The organism is Streptomyces sp. L-9-10, from assembly GCF_004151105.1.
In the GTDB taxonomy this organism is placed as follows: domain Bacteria; phylum Actinomycetota; class Actinomycetes; order Streptomycetales; family Streptomycetaceae; genus Streptomyces.
Map to the genome: position 1 here is coordinate 215,656 of NZ_PHRF01000026.1, position 16,610 is coordinate 232,265.

13 protein-coding genes are annotated in these 16,610 nt (G+C 72.1%); 4 read left to right on the forward strand and 9 right to left on the reverse strand.

Annotated features, from left to right (window positions below; genetic code table 11):
• Positions 1–62 precede the first annotated feature (62 nt).
• From CU044_RS06215 to CU044_RS06225, 3 genes are all read right to left on the reverse strand, one after another.
• Positions 63–794, reverse strand: a complete 732-nt coding sequence (locus tag CU044_RS06215) for a TetR/AcrR family transcriptional regulator (protein WP_129767414.1) — start codon at positions 792–794, stop codon at positions 63–65.
• A 125-nt stretch (positions 795–919) separates the two neighbouring features.
• On the reverse strand, positions 920–1,699 hold the full coding sequence (locus tag CU044_RS06220) for a response regulator transcription factor (protein WP_129767415.1): 780 nt from the start codon (positions 1,697–1,699) through the stop codon (positions 920–922).
• Positions 1,696–2,559 (reverse strand): histidine kinase, encoded by an 864-nt coding sequence (locus tag CU044_RS06225; RefSeq protein ID WP_240045380.1) that lies wholly within the window; start codon positions 2,557–2,559, stop codon positions 1,696–1,698. Before CU044_RS06225 ends, CU044_RS06220 begins: the two co-directional genes overlap by 4 nt.
• Positions 2,560–2,697: 138 nt before the next feature.
• Here CU044_RS06225 and CU044_RS06230 point away from each other — a divergent pair, with 138 nt between their 5' ends.
• Together CU044_RS06230 and CU044_RS06235 are read left to right on the forward strand one after the other, a co-directional pair.
• Complete coding sequence (locus CU044_RS06230; RefSeq protein ID WP_129767417.1) at positions 2,698–3,498, forward strand: ABC transporter ATP-binding protein; 801 nt, start codon at positions 2,698–2,700, stop codon at positions 3,496–3,498.
• Positions 3,495–5,882, forward strand: a complete 2,388-nt coding sequence (locus CU044_RS06235) for an FtsX-like permease family protein (protein WP_129767418.1) — start codon at positions 3,495–3,497, stop codon at positions 5,880–5,882. The genes CU044_RS06230 and CU044_RS06235 overlap by 4 nt, the downstream gene beginning before the upstream one ends.
• Positions 5,883–5,897: 15 nt before the next feature.
• Here CU044_RS06235 and CU044_RS06240 read toward each other — a convergent pair whose 3' ends face one another.
• Positions 5,898–7,163, reverse strand: coding sequence for an MFS transporter (locus CU044_RS06240; RefSeq protein ID WP_129767419.1), 1,266 nt, complete (start codon positions 7,161–7,163; stop codon positions 5,898–5,900).
• A 108-nt stretch (positions 7,164–7,271) separates the two neighbouring features.
• Positions 7,272–8,147 (reverse strand): DMT family transporter, encoded by an 876-nt coding sequence (locus CU044_RS06245; RefSeq protein WP_129767420.1) that lies wholly within the window; start codon positions 8,145–8,147, stop codon positions 7,272–7,274.
• 143 nt (positions 8,148–8,290) lie between these two features.
• On the opposite strand from CU044_RS06245, the gene CU044_RS06250 reads away from it, so the two are divergent.
• On the forward strand, positions 8,291–9,256 hold the full coding sequence (locus CU044_RS06250) for a LysR family transcriptional regulator (protein WP_129767421.1): 966 nt from the start codon (positions 8,291–8,293) through the stop codon (positions 9,254–9,256).
• Between the two features lie 75 nt (positions 9,257–9,331).
• Here the strand turns inward: CU044_RS06250 and CU044_RS06255 are convergent, their stop codons facing one another.
• Together CU044_RS06255 and CU044_RS06260 are read right to left on the reverse strand one after the other, a co-directional pair.
• On the reverse strand, positions 9,332–9,865 hold the full coding sequence (locus CU044_RS06255) for an EF-hand domain-containing protein (protein WP_129767422.1): 534 nt from the start codon (positions 9,863–9,865) through the stop codon (positions 9,332–9,334).
• 116 nt (positions 9,866–9,981) lie between these two features.
• Positions 9,982–10,884, reverse strand: coding sequence for a LysR family transcriptional regulator (locus CU044_RS06260; RefSeq protein WP_129767423.1), 903 nt, complete (start codon positions 10,882–10,884; stop codon positions 9,982–9,984).
• Positions 10,885–11,056: 172 nt separating this feature from the next.
• Here CU044_RS06260 and CU044_RS06265 point away from each other — a divergent pair, with 172 nt between their 5' ends.
• Positions 11,057–12,457 (forward strand): MFS transporter, encoded by a 1,401-nt coding sequence (locus CU044_RS06265; protein WP_129767424.1) that lies wholly within the window; start codon positions 11,057–11,059, stop codon positions 12,455–12,457.
• Here the strand turns inward: CU044_RS06265 and CU044_RS06270 are convergent.
• Both CU044_RS06270 and CU044_RS06275 read right to left on the reverse strand, forming a co-directional pair.
• On the reverse strand, positions 12,432–14,456 hold the full coding sequence (locus tag CU044_RS06270) for a hypothetical protein (protein ID WP_129767425.1): 2,025 nt from the start codon (positions 14,454–14,456) through the stop codon (positions 12,432–12,434). The two genes, CU044_RS06265 and CU044_RS06270, sit on opposite strands and share 26 nt — an antisense overlap.
• A complete protein-coding gene (locus CU044_RS06275) occupies positions 14,453–16,555 on the reverse strand; it encodes a hypothetical protein (RefSeq protein WP_240045381.1) in 2,103 nt (700 codons plus the stop codon). The genes CU044_RS06270 and CU044_RS06275 overlap by 4 nt, the downstream gene beginning before the upstream one ends.
• Positions 16,556–16,610 lie beyond the last annotated feature (55 nt).

Below are 16,610 nucleotides of genomic sequence, written 5' to 3' on the forward strand. Positions count from 1 at the left end.
TCGCAACGAAGTGACGATTCCTCGCCTCTGCGCGAAAGCCGATGCCGCCCGGCGCGCGGGGCTCAGTGGGCGAGCCGGGTCTCCAGGCCGTCGAGTACGCAGGCCAGTCCGCCGTCGAAGCCGTCCTCGCGGGCACCGCCCATGTCCTGTCCGCGCTGGGCGGCGTACAGCCTGCGCAAGCGCGGGTACGGTGCCACGGCCCGCTCGGCGGCCGGCCACAGCCGCTCCGTCCACTCCTGCTCGCTCCGACCGCTGCGGGCGAGCATCGTCAGCCACGCGGCCTCGCTGGTGGACACCCCGATGACGAACGAGACCACGGTGTTCACGGCCTGGTCGGCCTCGGGCAGCGGGAAACCCGCCTCCTCGAAGACGGTGAGCAGGCTCTCGAACAGCCGCATCATGTTCGGACCCAGGTAGGCCATCCCCACCTCACCGAGCACGGAGACGATCCAGGGGTGCCGCAGGAACGCGGAACGCAGGCTGTGGGCGCAGCGGGTGACGGCCTCGCGCCACCGCTCCGGGTCTCCGGCGTCCGGCAGTTCGATCTCGCCGTAGACCTCGTCCACGACCAGCTCGATCAGCTCGTCCTTGTTGGCGACATGCGAGTACATCGAGGTGGCGCCCGCGTTCAGCCGGGTACCGAGCTTCCGCATGCTCAGGGCGTCGATGCCCTCGGTGTCCAGCAACTGGAGTGCCGTGGCGACGATCTGTTCCCGGCTCAGGGCCGGCTGCTCCCGCCGCTGCCTGCGCGGACGGGTCCACACGGACGGGAACGGCTGGTCGTCGGCCGGCATGCGCACTCCGCTCTCGGTGCCCCGCGCTCCTGCGGGTCTCCGGCGGCCCAGGGTAGCCCAGCGTGCGCACGGCGTACGGGTGTACGTACGGTGTGCGGACCGGTGGGCACCCGGAGGGCCCCCGGCTACGCGGCGGGTCCTCCGGGGGAGACCAGGCCCGTCTCGTAGGCCAGGACGACGGCCTGGGCACGGTCGCGCAGGGCGAGCTTGGCGAAGATACGGGCGACATGGGTCTTCACGGTGGCTTCGCTGAGGGTCAGCCGCTGGGCGAGTTCGGCGTTCGAGAGGCCGCCGCCCATGAGGGTCAGGACCTCCAGCTCGCGGGGCGTCAGGGCCGTGAGATCACGGTGGACGGCGGGGAGTCCGGGCGCGTGGCCGGGCCGGTCGCCGCCGGAGGCGAACCGTTCGACGAGGCGCCGGGTGATCGAGGGGGAGAGCAGCGCGTCACCGGTGTTGATGAGGCGCACGGCGGCGGCGAGGTGCTCCGGGGTGACGTCCTTCAGCAGGAAGCCGCTCGCGCCGAGGGCCAGGGCGGCGTAGACGTAACGGTCGAGGTCGAAGGTGGTCAGCATGAGCACCCGGCAGTCCGGGTTCTGCTCCAGTACGCGCCGGGCGGCCTCCAGACCGTCCATGTTCGGCATACGGATGTCCATGAGGACGACGTCCGGGCGCAGTCTGCGGGCCGCTTCGACCGCCTCGGCCCCGTCGGCGGCCTCGCCGGCCACGTCGATGCCGCGCATGGTGAGGATCAGCCGGAAGCCGGTACGGACCAGGGCCTGGTCGTCGGCGATCAGGACACGGGGGGCCGGCTCGCTCGCGGGCGCGGGCGCGGGCCGAGGCGTGGGTGCGGGCGCGGGCTCGGCTGTGGACGGGGGCCGGGGCGGGGTGCCGGGGGCGGTGCTCATGGCCGGTCCAACGGTACTGGCCGGTCCAACGGTATCCGCGCCCGAACGCGGTATCCGCCACCGAGGCGCCGCCTGGCGTCCAGCTCGCCCCCGTACACGGCGACCCGTTCCCGCAGCCCGAGCAGGCCGCGGCCCGCTCCGCCCCGCTCCTCCGGGGCCGGTTCCCTCGGCGCGGGCCGGTCTCCGGCGAGCACGCTCGGCCCGCTGTTCAGCACCTCCACCCGCAGACAGTGGTCCGCGTACCGCACTGTCACCTCGGCCTTCCCGCCGCCGGCGTGCTTGAGCGCGTTGGTCAGGGCCTCCTGGACGATCCGGTACGCGGTGAGATCGATCCCGGCGGGGAGCTTGCGCGGCTCTCCGGAGACGCGCACCTCGACGGGCAGCCCGGCGAAGGCGATCCGGTCGATCAGCGGGCTGAGCCGGCTCAGGCTCGGCTGCGGCGAGAGGGCGCCCGCGCTGTCGTCGTCCCCGTCCGCACCGTCCTGCGACGGTGCCAGCAGCCCCAGCAGATGGCGCAGTTCGGTCATCGCGTCACGGCCCGCGCCCTCGACGGCCAGCAGCGCCGCGGCGGCCTCGTCCGGCAGCGTGTCCAGCACCTCGCGGGCGGCTCCCGCCTGGACGACCATGACGCTCACGTTGTGGCTGACGATGTCGTGCAACTCCTGCGCGATCCTGGCCCGTTCGGTGTCCACGGCGGTACGGGCCGCGCTCTCCCGTTCGCGTTCGAGGAGCCAGCGCCGGTCCTCCAGCGCCTTGCGATGCAGCCTGCGCGCCCGTACGAGCGCCACGCCCAGCCAGCCGACGGCCGCACAGGCCGCCACGAGGGCGGCGATCAGCCCGCCCGTCCCGGATATCCCCACGGATGTCACCTTCGCAGACGGCCCCGTGGCACGCATCAATCCCCAGGTCCAGCACCGTACATCCGTGGGATGACGCGACCGGGAGGTTACCTCCGGGGAGGGACGTGCGGCCCGTACCGCTCCTCCAAGCTTCATGCCATGGCTACCGAAACCGAAGACGACAGAGGTCGGACCGCCGGGGCGGCGGCCGCCGTCCGGCTCACGGATGTGCGCAAGGAGTACGGCGACACCACGGCACTGGACGGCGTGTCGCTGGAGATCCGCGCGGGGGAGTCGGTCGCGGTGATGGGACCGTCGGGCTGTGGCAAGTCCACGCTGCTCAATATGGTCGCGGGGCTGGACCGTCCGACATCCGGGACCGTCATGGTGCACGGTGACGATCTGGGGCGGCTGAGCGAGAAGGGGCTCGCGCTGTTCCGGCGCCGTCGGATCGGCATGATCTTCCAGTTCTTCAACCTGCTCGACGATCTTCCGGCGCTGGACAATGTCGCGCTGGCCGCGCAGCTGACCGGCGTACCGGCCTCGCGGGCCCGCAAGCGCGCACTGGAACTCCTCGACGAACTCGGCATCGCCGACCGGCGCGACGCCTATCCGGCCGTGCTGAGCGGCGGTGAGCGCCAACGGGTCGCCGCCGCCCGCGCCCTGATGAACCGGCCGGCCCTGCTGCTCGCCGACGAGCCGACCGGCGCCCTGGACAGCCGCGCGGGGGAGCAGGTGATGGATCTGCTGCTCGACCTCAACCAGATAGGCCAGACGCTGCTGCTGGTGACGCACGACGAGCGGATGGCGACCCGGTGCGCGAGCCGGGTGATCCAGGTCGCGGACGGCCGGGTGGCGGGTGAACGCGGGTTGGAGCGTACGGAACACAAGGAACACACGATGCGCGCGGATCGTACGGAGCGTTCGGACCGTACGGAGTCTTCGGAGCGGACCGTATGAGCGCCGTATGGCACGCCGCGCGCGCGGCCGTCCGGCGCCGCAGGATCCAGACGGTCGTCATCGGTCTCGTCGTCTTCGCCTCCACGGTGGCGATCGTGGTGGCCCTCGGACTGCTCGAAGCTGCCTCGGCGCCCTTCGACCGCGCCTTCGCGCAGCAGCGCGGTGCCCATGTCGTCGCGTCGTTCGACCGGGCAGGGGTCTCGGACGCCCAACTGGCGGCGACGGCGCGGCGGCCGGGGGTGGAGGCGGCGGCGGGTCCGTTCGAGCAGGCCGTCATCACCCTCCCCGACGCCGGTGCCGCCGCTGACAAGGGACCTGCTGACAAGGGTTCCGACGACAAGGGATCCGCTGACAAGGGATCCGAGCCGCCGGCCGGTCCGCGCACGGTCACCGGCCCCCTCACGGTCGTCGGGCGCGCCGATCCGGGCGGTCCGGTGGACCGGGTGCGCCTCCTGGCCGGACGCTGGGCCACCCGCCCCGGGGAGATCGTCCTGCACGCACTGGGCGCCGAACGGGATGTCGGTACGGTGATCAGCGTCCCCGGCGGTCCTGAACTCACCGTCGTGGGCTGGGCCAGCAGTCTGAGCCGGTCCGCGCAGGGCTGGGTCTCCCCCGACCAGATCGCGGCCCTGCACCCGACCGCGACGCAGATGCTCTACCGGTTCACCGGCTCGTCCTCCACCACGGACGGCCGGATCGAGAAGGCGTTGGGCTCGGCCACGGCGGACCTGCCGGCGTCGCCGCTCGCCTCGCAGTCGTACCTCGGCATCAAGCGGGACGTCGGCCGCGCGGCCGCGGCCTATGTGCCCTTCCTGCTGGCCTTCGGGGTCCTCGGTCTGGTGGTGGCGGTCCTGATCGTCGCCAATGTGGTGAGCGGGGCGGTCATCGCGGGGCTCCGGCACATCGGGGTCCTCAAGACGCTCGGTTTCACACCGAACCAGGTCGTCTCCGTCTATCTCGTGATGGTGCTCGTGCCGGGGGCCGTCGGCTGTGTCACCGGCACGCTCCTCGGCGGCGTCGCGGCACAACCCCTGCTGAAGAGCGTCTTCATGGGGATCGGGACCCAGGACCTCGCGGTGGGCATCAGCCCGTGGGTGTACGGCGTGACGCTGCTCGGCATGCCCGTGCTGGTCGTCCTCGCCGCGCTCGTCCCCGCGCTGCGCGCGCACCGGTTGTCCGCCGCCAGGGCGATCAGCGCGGGCAGCGCGCCACGCGCCGGACGCGGGCGCCGGGTACAGCGCGCGCTCGCCGGCACCCGGCTGCCGCGCCCGGTCAGCCTGGGCCTCGGCCTGCCGTTCGCACGGCCGGGCCGTACCGCCCTGACCCTGGCGGCCGTCGTCCTCGGTGTGACCACGGTGACGCTGGCCACCGGACTGTCCAGCACGATGGCCGCGTACGGCGAGGCCGTGCAGCGGGTCGGATACGTACACACCGTGGTGTACGTGGGCAAGCCCCGGTTCGGCGAGCCCGCGCCGAAACAGGGCGACGTCGAGACGGAAGCCCTGCTGCGCTCGCTGCCGGGCACGGTCCATGTGACCGCCGACGCGTGGATCGACGTCAAACTCGCCGGGTACACCGAGAACGTCAGCTGCCAGTTCTTCCGTGGCGATTCGGACACCCTGGGCGACACGGTCGCCAAGGGCCGCTGGCTGGAAGGACCGGGCGAGGTGGTGGCTCCGCCGGCGTTCCTGAAGAAGCGCGGCCTGGACGTCGGTGACCGGGTCACGTTCATGCTGGGCGGCGAGAAGGCGTCGGCCACCATCGTCGGCGAGTCCATGGACGGCATGCCCGACCTGCTCCGGTCCAACTGGGAGACGCTGACCGCGTTCGCACCGGACCGCGAGGCCAATCAGTACGAGATCCGGCTCGCCCCGGGCACCGACGTCGCCGCCTACAACGCCTCGGTCAGGGCGGCGGACCCCGGGCTCAACCCCGTGGCCCTCCCGGAGACGAACCGCGACGCCGTCATCATCATCGGCTCCGCCTCGGCGCTGACGGTGCTCCTCGCGACGGTCGCGGCGCTGGGCGTCTTCAACACCGTCCTCCTCAACACCCGCGAGCGGAGGCGGGATCTGGGCACGCTCAAGTCCCTCGGGATGACACCGCGTCAGGTCAGCGTGATGGTGGTGACCTCGATGGCGGCGCTCGGCGCGGTCGGCGGCCTGCTCGGCATCCCGGCAGGCATCGGCGCGTACGGCCTGATCATGCCCGCCATGACCGACGCGGCGGGTGTCTCGCTCCCCGCCTTCATGACGGACGTCTGGCGCGCCCCCGTACTGGCCCTTCTCGCGCTGACGGGCATCGTGATCGCCGCCCTGGGCGCCCTGGTCCCGGCCCGCTCGGCGGCCCGTCTGACGATCGCGAAGGTGCTGCACAACGAGTGAGGACGGTGGGCACGGTCATCGGCCCGGAGCGGCGTGCCGGCTCTCGGCGGGCGGCTCGGGAAGCTCGCGTCGCGTACGGACCGGGGAGAGGAAGGTCGGCAGGAACGCCCCCGCCAGGACGGCGCCGCCTATCCAGAGCGTGCTCTGTACGGAGACCAGTTCGCCGAACAGGCCGGCCAGGGCGGAGCCGACGGCGAGCGCGCCGGTGAGGAGGAAGCGGAAGGTGGCGTTCATGCGGCCGAGCAGGGCGTCCGAGGTCATCCGCTGGCGCAGGCTCACGCCGAGCACGTTGTCCATGCCCGTCTTGACCATGGCCAGCAGATAGCCAGTACCCGCCACCCACAGACCGGCGCCGTCGTCGATGAGCGGTACGAGGAGTCCCGCGGGGGCCAGCCACAGCCCGGCGACGGCGAGCGCGCGGCCGTGGCCGAGCCGTGCGGCGAGGGGGCGGGCGCAGCGGGCGCCCAGGAGCAGACCGGCGCCGCCCACCGCCCAGAACAGGCCCAGCGCGCCGGCCGGAAGGCCGAGTTCGCGGATGAACAGCACCGGCAGCATGGTGTTGATGATCTGCGAGCCGAGGTTGGCGAGGGACGCCGTGAGGGCGAGGGCGCGCAGTTCCTTGTTGCCGAGGACATGGCGCAGACCTTCCGCTATCCGGGCGCTCAGCCGGGTGGGCTGCCCCGGGTGCGGGGGAGGCGCCGGTGCGCGGCGCAGGGCGGTGAGCCGGAGAGCCGAGGCCAGATGGGCGACGGCGGTGCATATGAGGGCCACGGGCGCCGTGAGCAACTGGACGAGCCCGCCGCCCGCGCCGCGTCCGCTCACATTGCCGACGGCGATGAGGGTCATCACGGCGGCGTTCGCCTGGACGAGCCCTTCGCGGTCGACCAGCCGCGGCAGCACGCTCTGCGAGCCGATGTCGAAGAAGACGGTGGCGCAGCCGGTCAGTACGACGACCACGTACAACTGCGTGAGCGTGAGGGCGTCGAGCCACCAGGCCACGGGAACGGAGGCGAGCAGTGCCGCCCGCGCCAGATCCGCGGCGATCAGCACGCTCCGCTGGCGCATCCTGTCCACCCAGGCCCCGGCGGGCAGTCCGATGAGGAGGAAGGCGACCGTGCTGAGGGTGGCGAGGGCTCCGACCTGGCCGGGGGACGCGTCGAGTGTGGTGACGGCGATGAGCGGGACGGCGACGTAGCCGGTGTTCGTACCGAGCTGGCTGAGGGCGGTCGCGGTGAAGAGCGTGCGGAAGTCGGCCATCCGCCAGGGGGAATGGGGCTGCATGATCCGTTCTTTCGGTGGTGGGTCGACGCGAGGCGGTGTGAACACCGGGCCGTACGCGGGTTGGGCCGTGTGAGCATCGGGCCGTGTGCGGCTCGGGCCGTACGCGGGTCAGGCCGTGCGCACGCGCTCCGCCGGGCCGCGTTCCCGGCCGCGCGTCATACCCACGCCCATCAGCACGATGAGCATGCCGGCGAGGACGCGGGCGCTCAGCTCTTCGCCCAGGAAGATCGCGCCGAGGGTCACCGAGACCACTGGCAGGAGATAGCCGACGGTGGCGGTCGTGGTGGGGCCCTCGGTCTCCAGGAGCCGGTAGTTGAGGTGGAACGTGACGCCCGTGCCCAGAACGCCCAGGACGACGACGGCGATCACCGCGGTGAGGGTGGGACCGCCGTAAGCCGCGGGTGCCGTGGGAAGCGCGAGGGTCGTCAGGCCCGTCGCGGCGAGGAGTTGGGCCCCGGAGAGCGCGAGCGGCGCGGTGTCCCGGCCCGTGAGATGGCGGGCCATGTAGGCGAAGGCCACCGCGTAGCTGGCGGCGGCGCCGAGCAGGACCAGGGCGCCCCAACTGGTCAGTCCGCTCCGCTGCCAGGGCGCGAAGATGAGCAGGGTGCCGGCGAAGCCGAGGAGCAGACCGGCCAGCCGGAGCGGCCGGAGCCCGCGTTCCGTGCCGAGCGCGAGGCCGATCAGCAGGGACCAGAGGGGTGTTGTGGCGTTGAGTACGCCCGCGACGCTGGAATCCACGGTCTGTTCGCCGATGCCGAAGAGGAAGAACGGCAGGGCGTTGCAGAAGAAGGCGGCCACGATGAGATGGCCCCACGTCCCGCGGTCGCGGGGCAGGCGCTGGCGGGCGGAGAACGCCAGGGCGAGCAGGACCGCGGTCCCGAGCGCACAGCGGATGACGGTGATGTGGAGGGGTGACAGACCCCCGGTCAGGGCGACCTTGATCCAGAGGAAGCCCGATCCCCACAGCAGGGCCAGAACGGCCATGCGGAGAAGGGTGGTGCGTGAGCCGCTGAGCATGGCGTGCCTCCTGCGGGACGGAGCGGGGGTGGGGTGGGGGTTTTACGGTGTCCCAGGAGGCTGTCGTAAGACAAGCGAAAAGAACTGCACTCACCGTTAAGCTCTTCTGCATGCTTGATATGCGGCGCATGCAATTGCTCCGGGCGGTGGTGACCAGTGGTTCGGTCACCGCGGCGGCCCGGAATCTCGGCTACACGCCCTCCGCCGTCAGCCAGCAGATGGCGACGCTGGAGAAGGAGGCGGGGATCACGCTGCTGGAACGGTCGGGCCGGGGGGTGCGGCCGACCGACGCCGGGCGGTTGCTCACCGAGTACGCGGCTCTCATCGGCAGACAGGTCGCGGAGGCGGAGACCGCGCTGGCGGATCTGCGGGCCGGGCGGACCGGGCGCGTGGTGGTCCGCTACTTCGCGACGGTGGGAGCCACTCTGCTGGCCCCCGCGCTGGCCGAGCTGCGCGTTGAACACCCGGGCTTACAGGTCGACTTGAGGCTCACCGGTTCCGACGATCCGCTGCCGGAGGTGAGGGAGGGCCGGGCCGATGTGGCGCTCGTGGTCCGGCCGAGGGAGCCCGGGGAGCCGCGGGAGCGGGGGGAGCGCGGGGAGCACGGGGAGCCGAAGAGGGCGAGGGGGCCGAGGGGCGGGGTGTTCGTCGACGGCGTACGGTTCGTGCACCTTCTCGACGACACATACCGTGCCGTACTCCCCAAGGGGCACCGGCTCGCCTCGAAGCGGGTGCTCGAACTGGCCGATCTCGCCGAGGAGCCATGGGTCGCCAGCGAGTGGCCGGGCCCGTGCCTCGACGCCATTCTCACGGCGTGCGGCGCGGCCGGCTTCAGCCCGGATTTCGTGGTGGAGAGCGAGGACTACGCCACGGCGCAGGGCTTCGTGGCCGCCGGGCTGGGCGTCAGTCTGGTGCCGGTCACGGGGCTGGCCGGCCACCATCCCGCCGTGGTCGTACGCAAGGTCAGGAACCCGGAACCGGTCAGGGCGATCTATGCGGCGGTACGGGGACCGGGCCCGGACCCGATCGCGCTGCGCGGGCTGCTCGACGCGCTGCGGAGGGCGGCGACGCCGTGACGCGCGGAGTACGGGGCCGTCCTCGCCGGATCCGTACCCCGTCCCCTCACCGCGTACGTCACCGCGTACGGCGGGTCAGACCGCCGGGTCTCCGACCAGGTGGTCACCCGGGATGCCCGCCTTGTCGGGGTGGTAGTAGTCCCTGATGCCCTCGGCCCAGGTCGCCCGCGCGATCCGGTCCGCGTCCGTGGGGCCGAACGCGTCGAAGAGGGCGTGGATGTTCGCGAGCCGGAAGCCGATGGCCGTCATGAGCGCGGCGAACGTGGGCCGGCGGATCAGTCCGTCGCCCTCCAGATCGCCCAGGGCGGCCAGTGATTCGGCGAATTCGTTGACCGCCTCGTCGAAGCGTTCCGGAGAAAGGACGCAGGCCGTGTACTCGTCGAAGCTGACCTTGCCGTCGCGGTCGGCGTCCAGTTCGGCGGCCAGGGTCGTCCAGTATGTCCGGAACGCGGCCACCATCGCGTTCTTCGCGGTGTCGTCGGCGCCGGGCACCGCCCGGACGACGTGCGTCGCCATGAGGTCGAAATCGTCGGCTTCGAGGTGTCCGTTGCCATTGACGTCGAAGAGGGTGAAGACGAGCTTGACCCGGTTGAGTGCTTCCGTACGCATGGTGTCGCGCCCTCCGTGAGGCTGTGACCGGCGTGCATGCGTTTTCACTATGCGAGGTGGAGGGCAGTACGTCCGTGAAAGTATCCGTATTCATCAGTATGGGTGAACGCGGATGATCAGAGGGCGAGTTGGGCGTCCCTCGCCACATCGAACGCCGCTCGCGCGAAGGCCTGGACGGCCCCGGTGTCGTCCCCGGCCCGCCACACCAGCCCGTACCCGATGGGGTCGGCGTCCGCGAACGGGAGGTAGGTGACACCGGGCCGCGCGTAGTACGTGGCCGAGTGCGCGGCTGCCAGCAGGGCCCCCTTGCCGCCGGCGACCAGCATGAGCGCCTCTTGCATCTGGGTGACGGCCGGGCCGCGACGGATCGGTCTGCCGCTGGGCGTGCACGCCGGCACGCGCTGCTCCAGCCGGTAGCCGGGGAGTTCACCGGCGATGGTCAGCAACGGCACGCCGGCCAGGTCTTCGAGCGACACCTTCCCGTCGGCGGACAGCGGATGCCCGGTGGGGACCGCCAGCACGCGCCCCTCCGTGAGCAGGGTGGGACCCCCGCCCAGATCGTCCTCGTGTACGGGGAACTCCGTGAGCTGGACATCGAACTCACCGCTGCGCAGCTGCCCGAACGGATCCGAGAGCGGTACCTCACAGATCTCCACGCCCAGCTCGGGATGGCGGGCGCGCAGCGCCTCGGCGGCCTTCATCACGATCTCCCCGGCCAGCGGGGCGGAGAACCCGACGTGCAGCACTCCTCTGATGCCGCGCGCGGTGGCGGCGGCCCGTGCGACGGCGGCCCCGACCGCGCGGTGGTGCGGTTCGAGGTCGTCACGGAGCTGCCGGCCGAGGGCGGTCAGGGCGACGCGGCGGCTCGTACGGACGAACAGCGGGGCGCCGACGCGGCGCTCCAGGCGCTGCACGAGCTGGCTCACCCGGGCGCGGGACAGCCGCAGCCGGTCCGCCGTGCGGCCGAAATGCAGCTCCTCGGCGAGGATGAGAAAGCACTCCAGTTCAACGCGCTCCATGGACGCCCCCGGATTGATGAGCCCGCGGGATCGGTGAGCCCGAGGGATCGGTGAGCCCGCCGGATCGGTAAGCCTGGCTTGACGAACGTTGCGATCTTCGCCGTTGTTCCCCCGTAGCCCCTGATCGATGGTGGCTGAGCCAAGAACTTCCCTACACCATCGAGGAATTCAGATGAGTGCGCGTGACTGGGGCGTGCTGTTCGTCCTGTGCGGTGCGATCTTCCTGGAAGGCATCGACGTGGCCATGCTCAATGTGGCCCTTCCCGCCATCCGCTCCGAACTCGGCCTGTCCACCGGCGAGTTGCAGTGGATCATGAGTGCGTACGTCCTCGGATACGGCGGCTTCATGCTGCTCGGGGGACGGGCCGCCGACCTCTTCGGCCGACGCAGGATGTTCGTCTTCTGGCTCACCGTCTTCCTGCTCTTCTCGGGCCTCGGCGGGTTCGCCACCGACGGCTGGACGCTGATCGTCGCGCGGTTCGTCACCGGCGTCGCCGCCGCCTTCATGACCCCGGCCGGACTGTCCCTCATCACCACGAGCTTCGAGGAGGGCCCGCGGCGCGACAAGGCCCTGCTCGTCTACTCCGGCACGGCGGCGGGCGGTTTCTCGGTCGGTCTGGTCGTGGGCGGGCTGCTCACCGCGGTCGACTGGCGGTGGGTGTTCTTCGCGCCGGTCGTCCTGTCCTTCCTCGTCCTGACGGCGGCGCTCGCGCTGCTGCCCGGGTCGCCGCGGCCGGACCGGACCGGAGAACGTGTCGACCTGGCCGGTTCGGTCAGCGTCACGGCGGCCATCGTGCTGCTCGTCCTCGGCGTCGAACGCGCCTCCCACACCGGGATCGGAGGGACACTCGGCACGCTCGCGGCGGGCCTCGTGCTCCTCGCCGTCTTCGTCGCCGTCGAGCGGCGCTCGGCCTCACCGCTCGTACGCCTGGGCATCTTCCGCAGCGGACCGCTGGTGCGCGCCAACCTGTCCGCGCTGCTGTTCGCGGCCGGCTTCTTCGGATTCCAGTTCCTGGTGGTGCTGTACCTCCAGGAGCTGCGCGGCTGGTCGACGCTCCAGACGAGTTTCGCGATGATCGTCATCGGCATCGACGCGATCCTCTCGCCCACTCTCACGCCCAAGCTGGTGGCCAGGTTCGGCAACGCCAGGGTGATCTTCGGCGGGCTGCTGCTGGCCGCGCTCGCCTACGCGTTGTTCCTGCCGGTCGGCGCCGACTGGACGTATCCGGCGATGTTCCCGAGCCTGATCATCCTCGGGCTGGCCTTCGCGCTCGCGTACGGCCCCCTGACCATCGCCGCCACGGACGGTATCGAGGAGCGCGAGCAGGGGCTGGCCGGCGGCCTGCTCTACACCTCGTTCCAGTTCGGCGCCGCGCTCGGCCTCTCGGCGGTCACGGCCGTGAACGTCGCCGCCACCGACGGGGACGCGCCGGCGGCCCTGCTGGACGGGTACCGGGCCGCGCTGGTCGTCCCGTTCGCGGCGGCTCTGATCGCGGCCCTCGTCAGCGCGTTCGGGCTGCGCTCGCCGAAGAGGGCGGCGGCGGTCGTCACACCAGGACCAGCACCCCGATGAGCACGGCGATCACGATCACGCCGATGCCGGTTCCCATCACACAGCCCGGGTTGGTCGCCAGTTCGGACAGGCGGGTCGTGAGGGTGGGGGGTGCCGGGTGGCCGGAGGAGAGCGGCTGGGGTGTGGTGGTCCCGGGGACCGTCTGCGGCATTCGCGGCAGCTGAGGAAGTTGAGGCGGCTGGGGTGGCTGGGGTGGCTGGGACGGCTGGTGGGTGACGGGCGGCGCCTGGGCTGTGGCGGGTGCGGACGCCGGGGCGGTGTTCTGGCTGATCACGTCGCGCAGGATCTGCTGCCACACGACGGGCGGCAGATCGGGGGCCAGGCCGTTTCCGGGCGTGATGACGCTCTGCCAGAGCCAGTTGCCCGCCGTGGGGTGGCGGTCGCGGACCATGCGGTGCAGCAGTTCCTGGAGATCGCGCAGATAGCGTTCGTCGCGGGCCAGGGGGGCGACGGCCCAGGTGAAGAGGTCGGCCGCCCGTTTGGCCATGGCTGTCCTCGAAAGAGGCTCCGCGTCCTGCCTGTTCGGCGTGTAGTACAGGCCGTTGCGGAGCACCTCCGCGCACAGCTCGTGCTGGACGCTCGTCCGGCGTACGCGGACGCGGTGGTCGCCTCCCAGCTCGTCCAGCAGCAGTTCCACGGAGTCCTGCGGCAGTTCGGCGGAGCGGAGCTCGTCCAGGAGCAGTTCGTCGGACAGCGTGCGCAACCGGTCGGCGAGCAGGCCGCGTTGCGTGATGTTCCCGCGCCGGTGGACGCGCAGCTCCGCGTGGAGCGAGCGTGCTTCGTGGGCGGTCAGCGGATAGCCGGTGGCGAGCGCGGGCTCCGACGTCGGCCTCGGTGTCGGTTCCGGTTCCCGCTCTCGCTCTCGTTCCGGTTCCCATTCCCGCTCCCGCTCCCGTGGTGATACGGGTGCGGGTACGGGCGCGGGTTCTGGCTCCGGTTCCGGCTCCGGTGCCGTGGGTGTGGATGTGGGCGCGGCGGTCGCGGACCGGGGCGGTTCACGGCGGTCGGCGTACAGGATCTCCTTCAGCAGGAGGCGCCGCCGCGCCCACTCCAGCCCCGCGCCGTCCCTGAGCCCGTCGATCAGCTGCGGTACTCCCGGACCGTCCGCCGGGTGTGCCAGGACATGGTCCACCAGCCGGGCCGCCGCCATGTGCTCGAACTGCGGGTTGGCCGGTGAGCGCCCCATGACGCGGGCCAGCGGACCCGACCCGCCCGCGTCCGGCTCCCAGCGCGGGACGGACGTCAGCCGCAGCTGATGCGTGTCGACCGTGTCGTACGTGGCGAACGTCCACTCGTGGCCCAGCCAGGAACCGAAGAGCATGAACAGCCCCAGATAGACCAGCGGCGCCGCGTCCTGGTCCGGCCAGCCCGGCTGCTTCGCCTCGTCCGTGAGCAGCGACACCCGCTGCGCCGGATCGCGCAGCCACTCCGCGGTGACCAGGATCAGCGCGTTCCGGACCGTCGGCAGCTGCTGCCGCATCCCGGGCAGCCGCTTGCGCGCCACCGCGTCCAGCTCCGCGGACTCCACCGCGCGCAGCCGTCCGGCGGCCTTCTCGGCGGACTCCCGGCTGCCCCAGCCGCCGTGTGCCAGCCCGAGACACTGACGGGTCTTGAGGGTCTTCGGGTCACCGATCAGGACATGGCTGACGGTGCTTGGCCGGCCGCCCCGGTCGGTGGTGGGCCAGCGCTGTACGAGCATGACGTCGCCGTCGCGGGACAGCACCCGTACGACGCTCTGCCGCGGGGCCGCCGTACCGGACACCCACAGCAACGGGCCCAGTTCCCGGCCCAGTTCCTCGGCGCGTCCGGCCGGGCAGGAGTGGGCGACGGCCGTCATTCCGGTGCCCTGGCGGCCCTGGTTGCCGTCCCACCGGAAGACCACCTGGTGCACCGAGCCCGAGCCCGAGCCCGAGCCCGAGCCCGTGGCACCGCTGCCGGCCGCCCCGCTCATGCTGCCCGCCGTCCGCCGGGACGGCCGCTGCTCCTCGAAGTCGTTCACTTCGCTCCCTCTCTCACAGAGCCCACAGAGCCCACAGAGCCCGCGGAGCCCACAGCGGTCTCCGGCGACGTCGGCGCCGCCTCCATCGCGGGCGCCGTCCCCACGGCGAACTCCTCCGCGCCGCCCGGCACGTCGATCAGCCCGTGCATCGCCAGCAGCGACAGCAGCGGTTCGAGCACCCGCCGGGGTCCCGCCCCCGCCGGATAGCGGCCGTGCTCCTCCTGGCCGCCGGTGGCCGACGCGACATGCAGGGTGCACCGGCGGATCGCGTCGAAGGGCCGCAGCCACGCCTGGCCCGCGTGCCGGCGCAGCAGCCCGTACACGTCCTGGCTCTCCTCGCGCATCAGCGCGGGGTCGAGCGAGGTGGCCGGCGCCTTGTCCAGCCACCGGTCCACGGGCGGCTGGAACCGCAGCAGATCGGCCTTGCCGAGCACCATCGCCGCCGCCACGTCCAGATACGGCCCGCTCTTCGGCAGCCGGTCCAGGACCGTGCCGAAGGCCAGATCGCCGTCCCGGTTCACCTCAAGTCCCCAGCGTTCCCTGGCGTGGTCCAGATGCGGCAGCGGGAGTGCCAGCGCCGGATCGACGACGAAGATCATGGCGTCGACCCCGAGCAGGAAGCGGAGCGCCGCGTCGGTCCGTACGAGATCCTCGCCGCCGAGATCGAAGAAGGCGACCGGCCGTACCTGCCCGTGGACGTCGGTGATCAGCAGGGACTCCACGAAGCGGGCGAAGCCGTCCAGGCCGAGGGCGCCGGTGTGGTCGAGGACCTTGCCGTTGCGCAGCGGCTGCACCCGTTCCCGTACGAACCGCGCGTGCTGCTCCGGGTTGACGGACTGCCACTTCAGACCGAACGGCTCCAGACCGCCGTCGGTGATCTCCGCGATCATCTGGGTCAGCAGATGGCTCTTGCCGGTGGAGGACTGGCCGACCATCGCGACCGTCAGCGGCCGGCCGTAGGTGAGGTAGGGCACCGGGATGAAGTGCTCGGGGAAGTCCGGGTCCGCCGTGCACTTCTGGACGGCGCCGCGCATGACGTCCTGGCGGCGCAGGGAGTTGCCGATGCTCTTGGGGTCGAGCGGCTGGTACTGCATCCTGCTGTCGGTGACGAACAGCGACGTGAGGTCGAGCTGGATGGTCTCCAGGCAGTACGGGCAGAGCACCTCGCCGTTGGCGCGCTCGGCCGCCGGGCCGGGGCCGTCGTGGGATTCGGTAGCGGGCGCCAGCCGCTTGAGGCGCAGCGCCTGCTCGAACGCCTCCTGGTGCGGGCGCGTCTCGTCGGCGGGCACGGTGAGCGCGATACGCCGGGCCGCGCCCGGCGCCAGCAGGTCGAGCAGCCGGTCGGGGGTCGGCCGGTCGGCCGCCAGCGGGGCGAAGGCGCCCCGCAGCGTCTCGGCGAGCACCCGGTGTTCGCCGAGATCGGCGGGCGCCCGGTCGGCGGGACCGGCCCGGCCGGTCGCCAGTTGGTAGAGCACCTGGGCCGCGCTCCACACCATGTCCCGGGAGTCGGCGAAGCCCTCGCCCCCGCGCTGTTCCGGAGAGCAGTAGGGCGCCCGGCCCCACCGGGTCCTCGGCCGTCCGGCGCGGGCCGCTCCCTCCAGGCCCCAGAGCTGGACCGACGTACCGTCCCAGAGCACATTGGCGGGCGAGATGCCGCGTAACACCAGGCCCTGGCCGTCCAGCAGACACAGCGCCAGCATCAGGTCACGGGCGAAGCGCGGCTGGTCGGTCGCGGACATCACGTGCGTGCGTACGGCGGGCTCGCCGCGCGGCGCGGCGTACAGCAGGAACGGCTCGGCGGTGTCCAGCTCGTAGCCGATGACCTTCGGGAAGAGCGCGGCGTACTCGGTGGTGTCGAGCACCCGGTGCAGATGCAGGGCGGTGCCCGCCTCCGCGTCCAGCAGCGCGCGCGCCGCCGGGTTCGCCGCGGCGGAGGCGGGCAGGCGCACCTGGAGGCACTGCTGTCCCTCGTCGTCGAGCAGGCCCTTGCGGATCCACTGGGGCAGCAGCGGATCGCGGCGGGATTCGCGGCCGAAGCGGACGGGGGCCGTGCGGCGGCGCCCCGAGGGGACGGTGAAGGAGAGGGTGGTGCTGGTCACCGGCGGTCGCCGTCCTTTCGTCGGTACGTGTGCGTCGAGCGGCTACGGTGCGGGG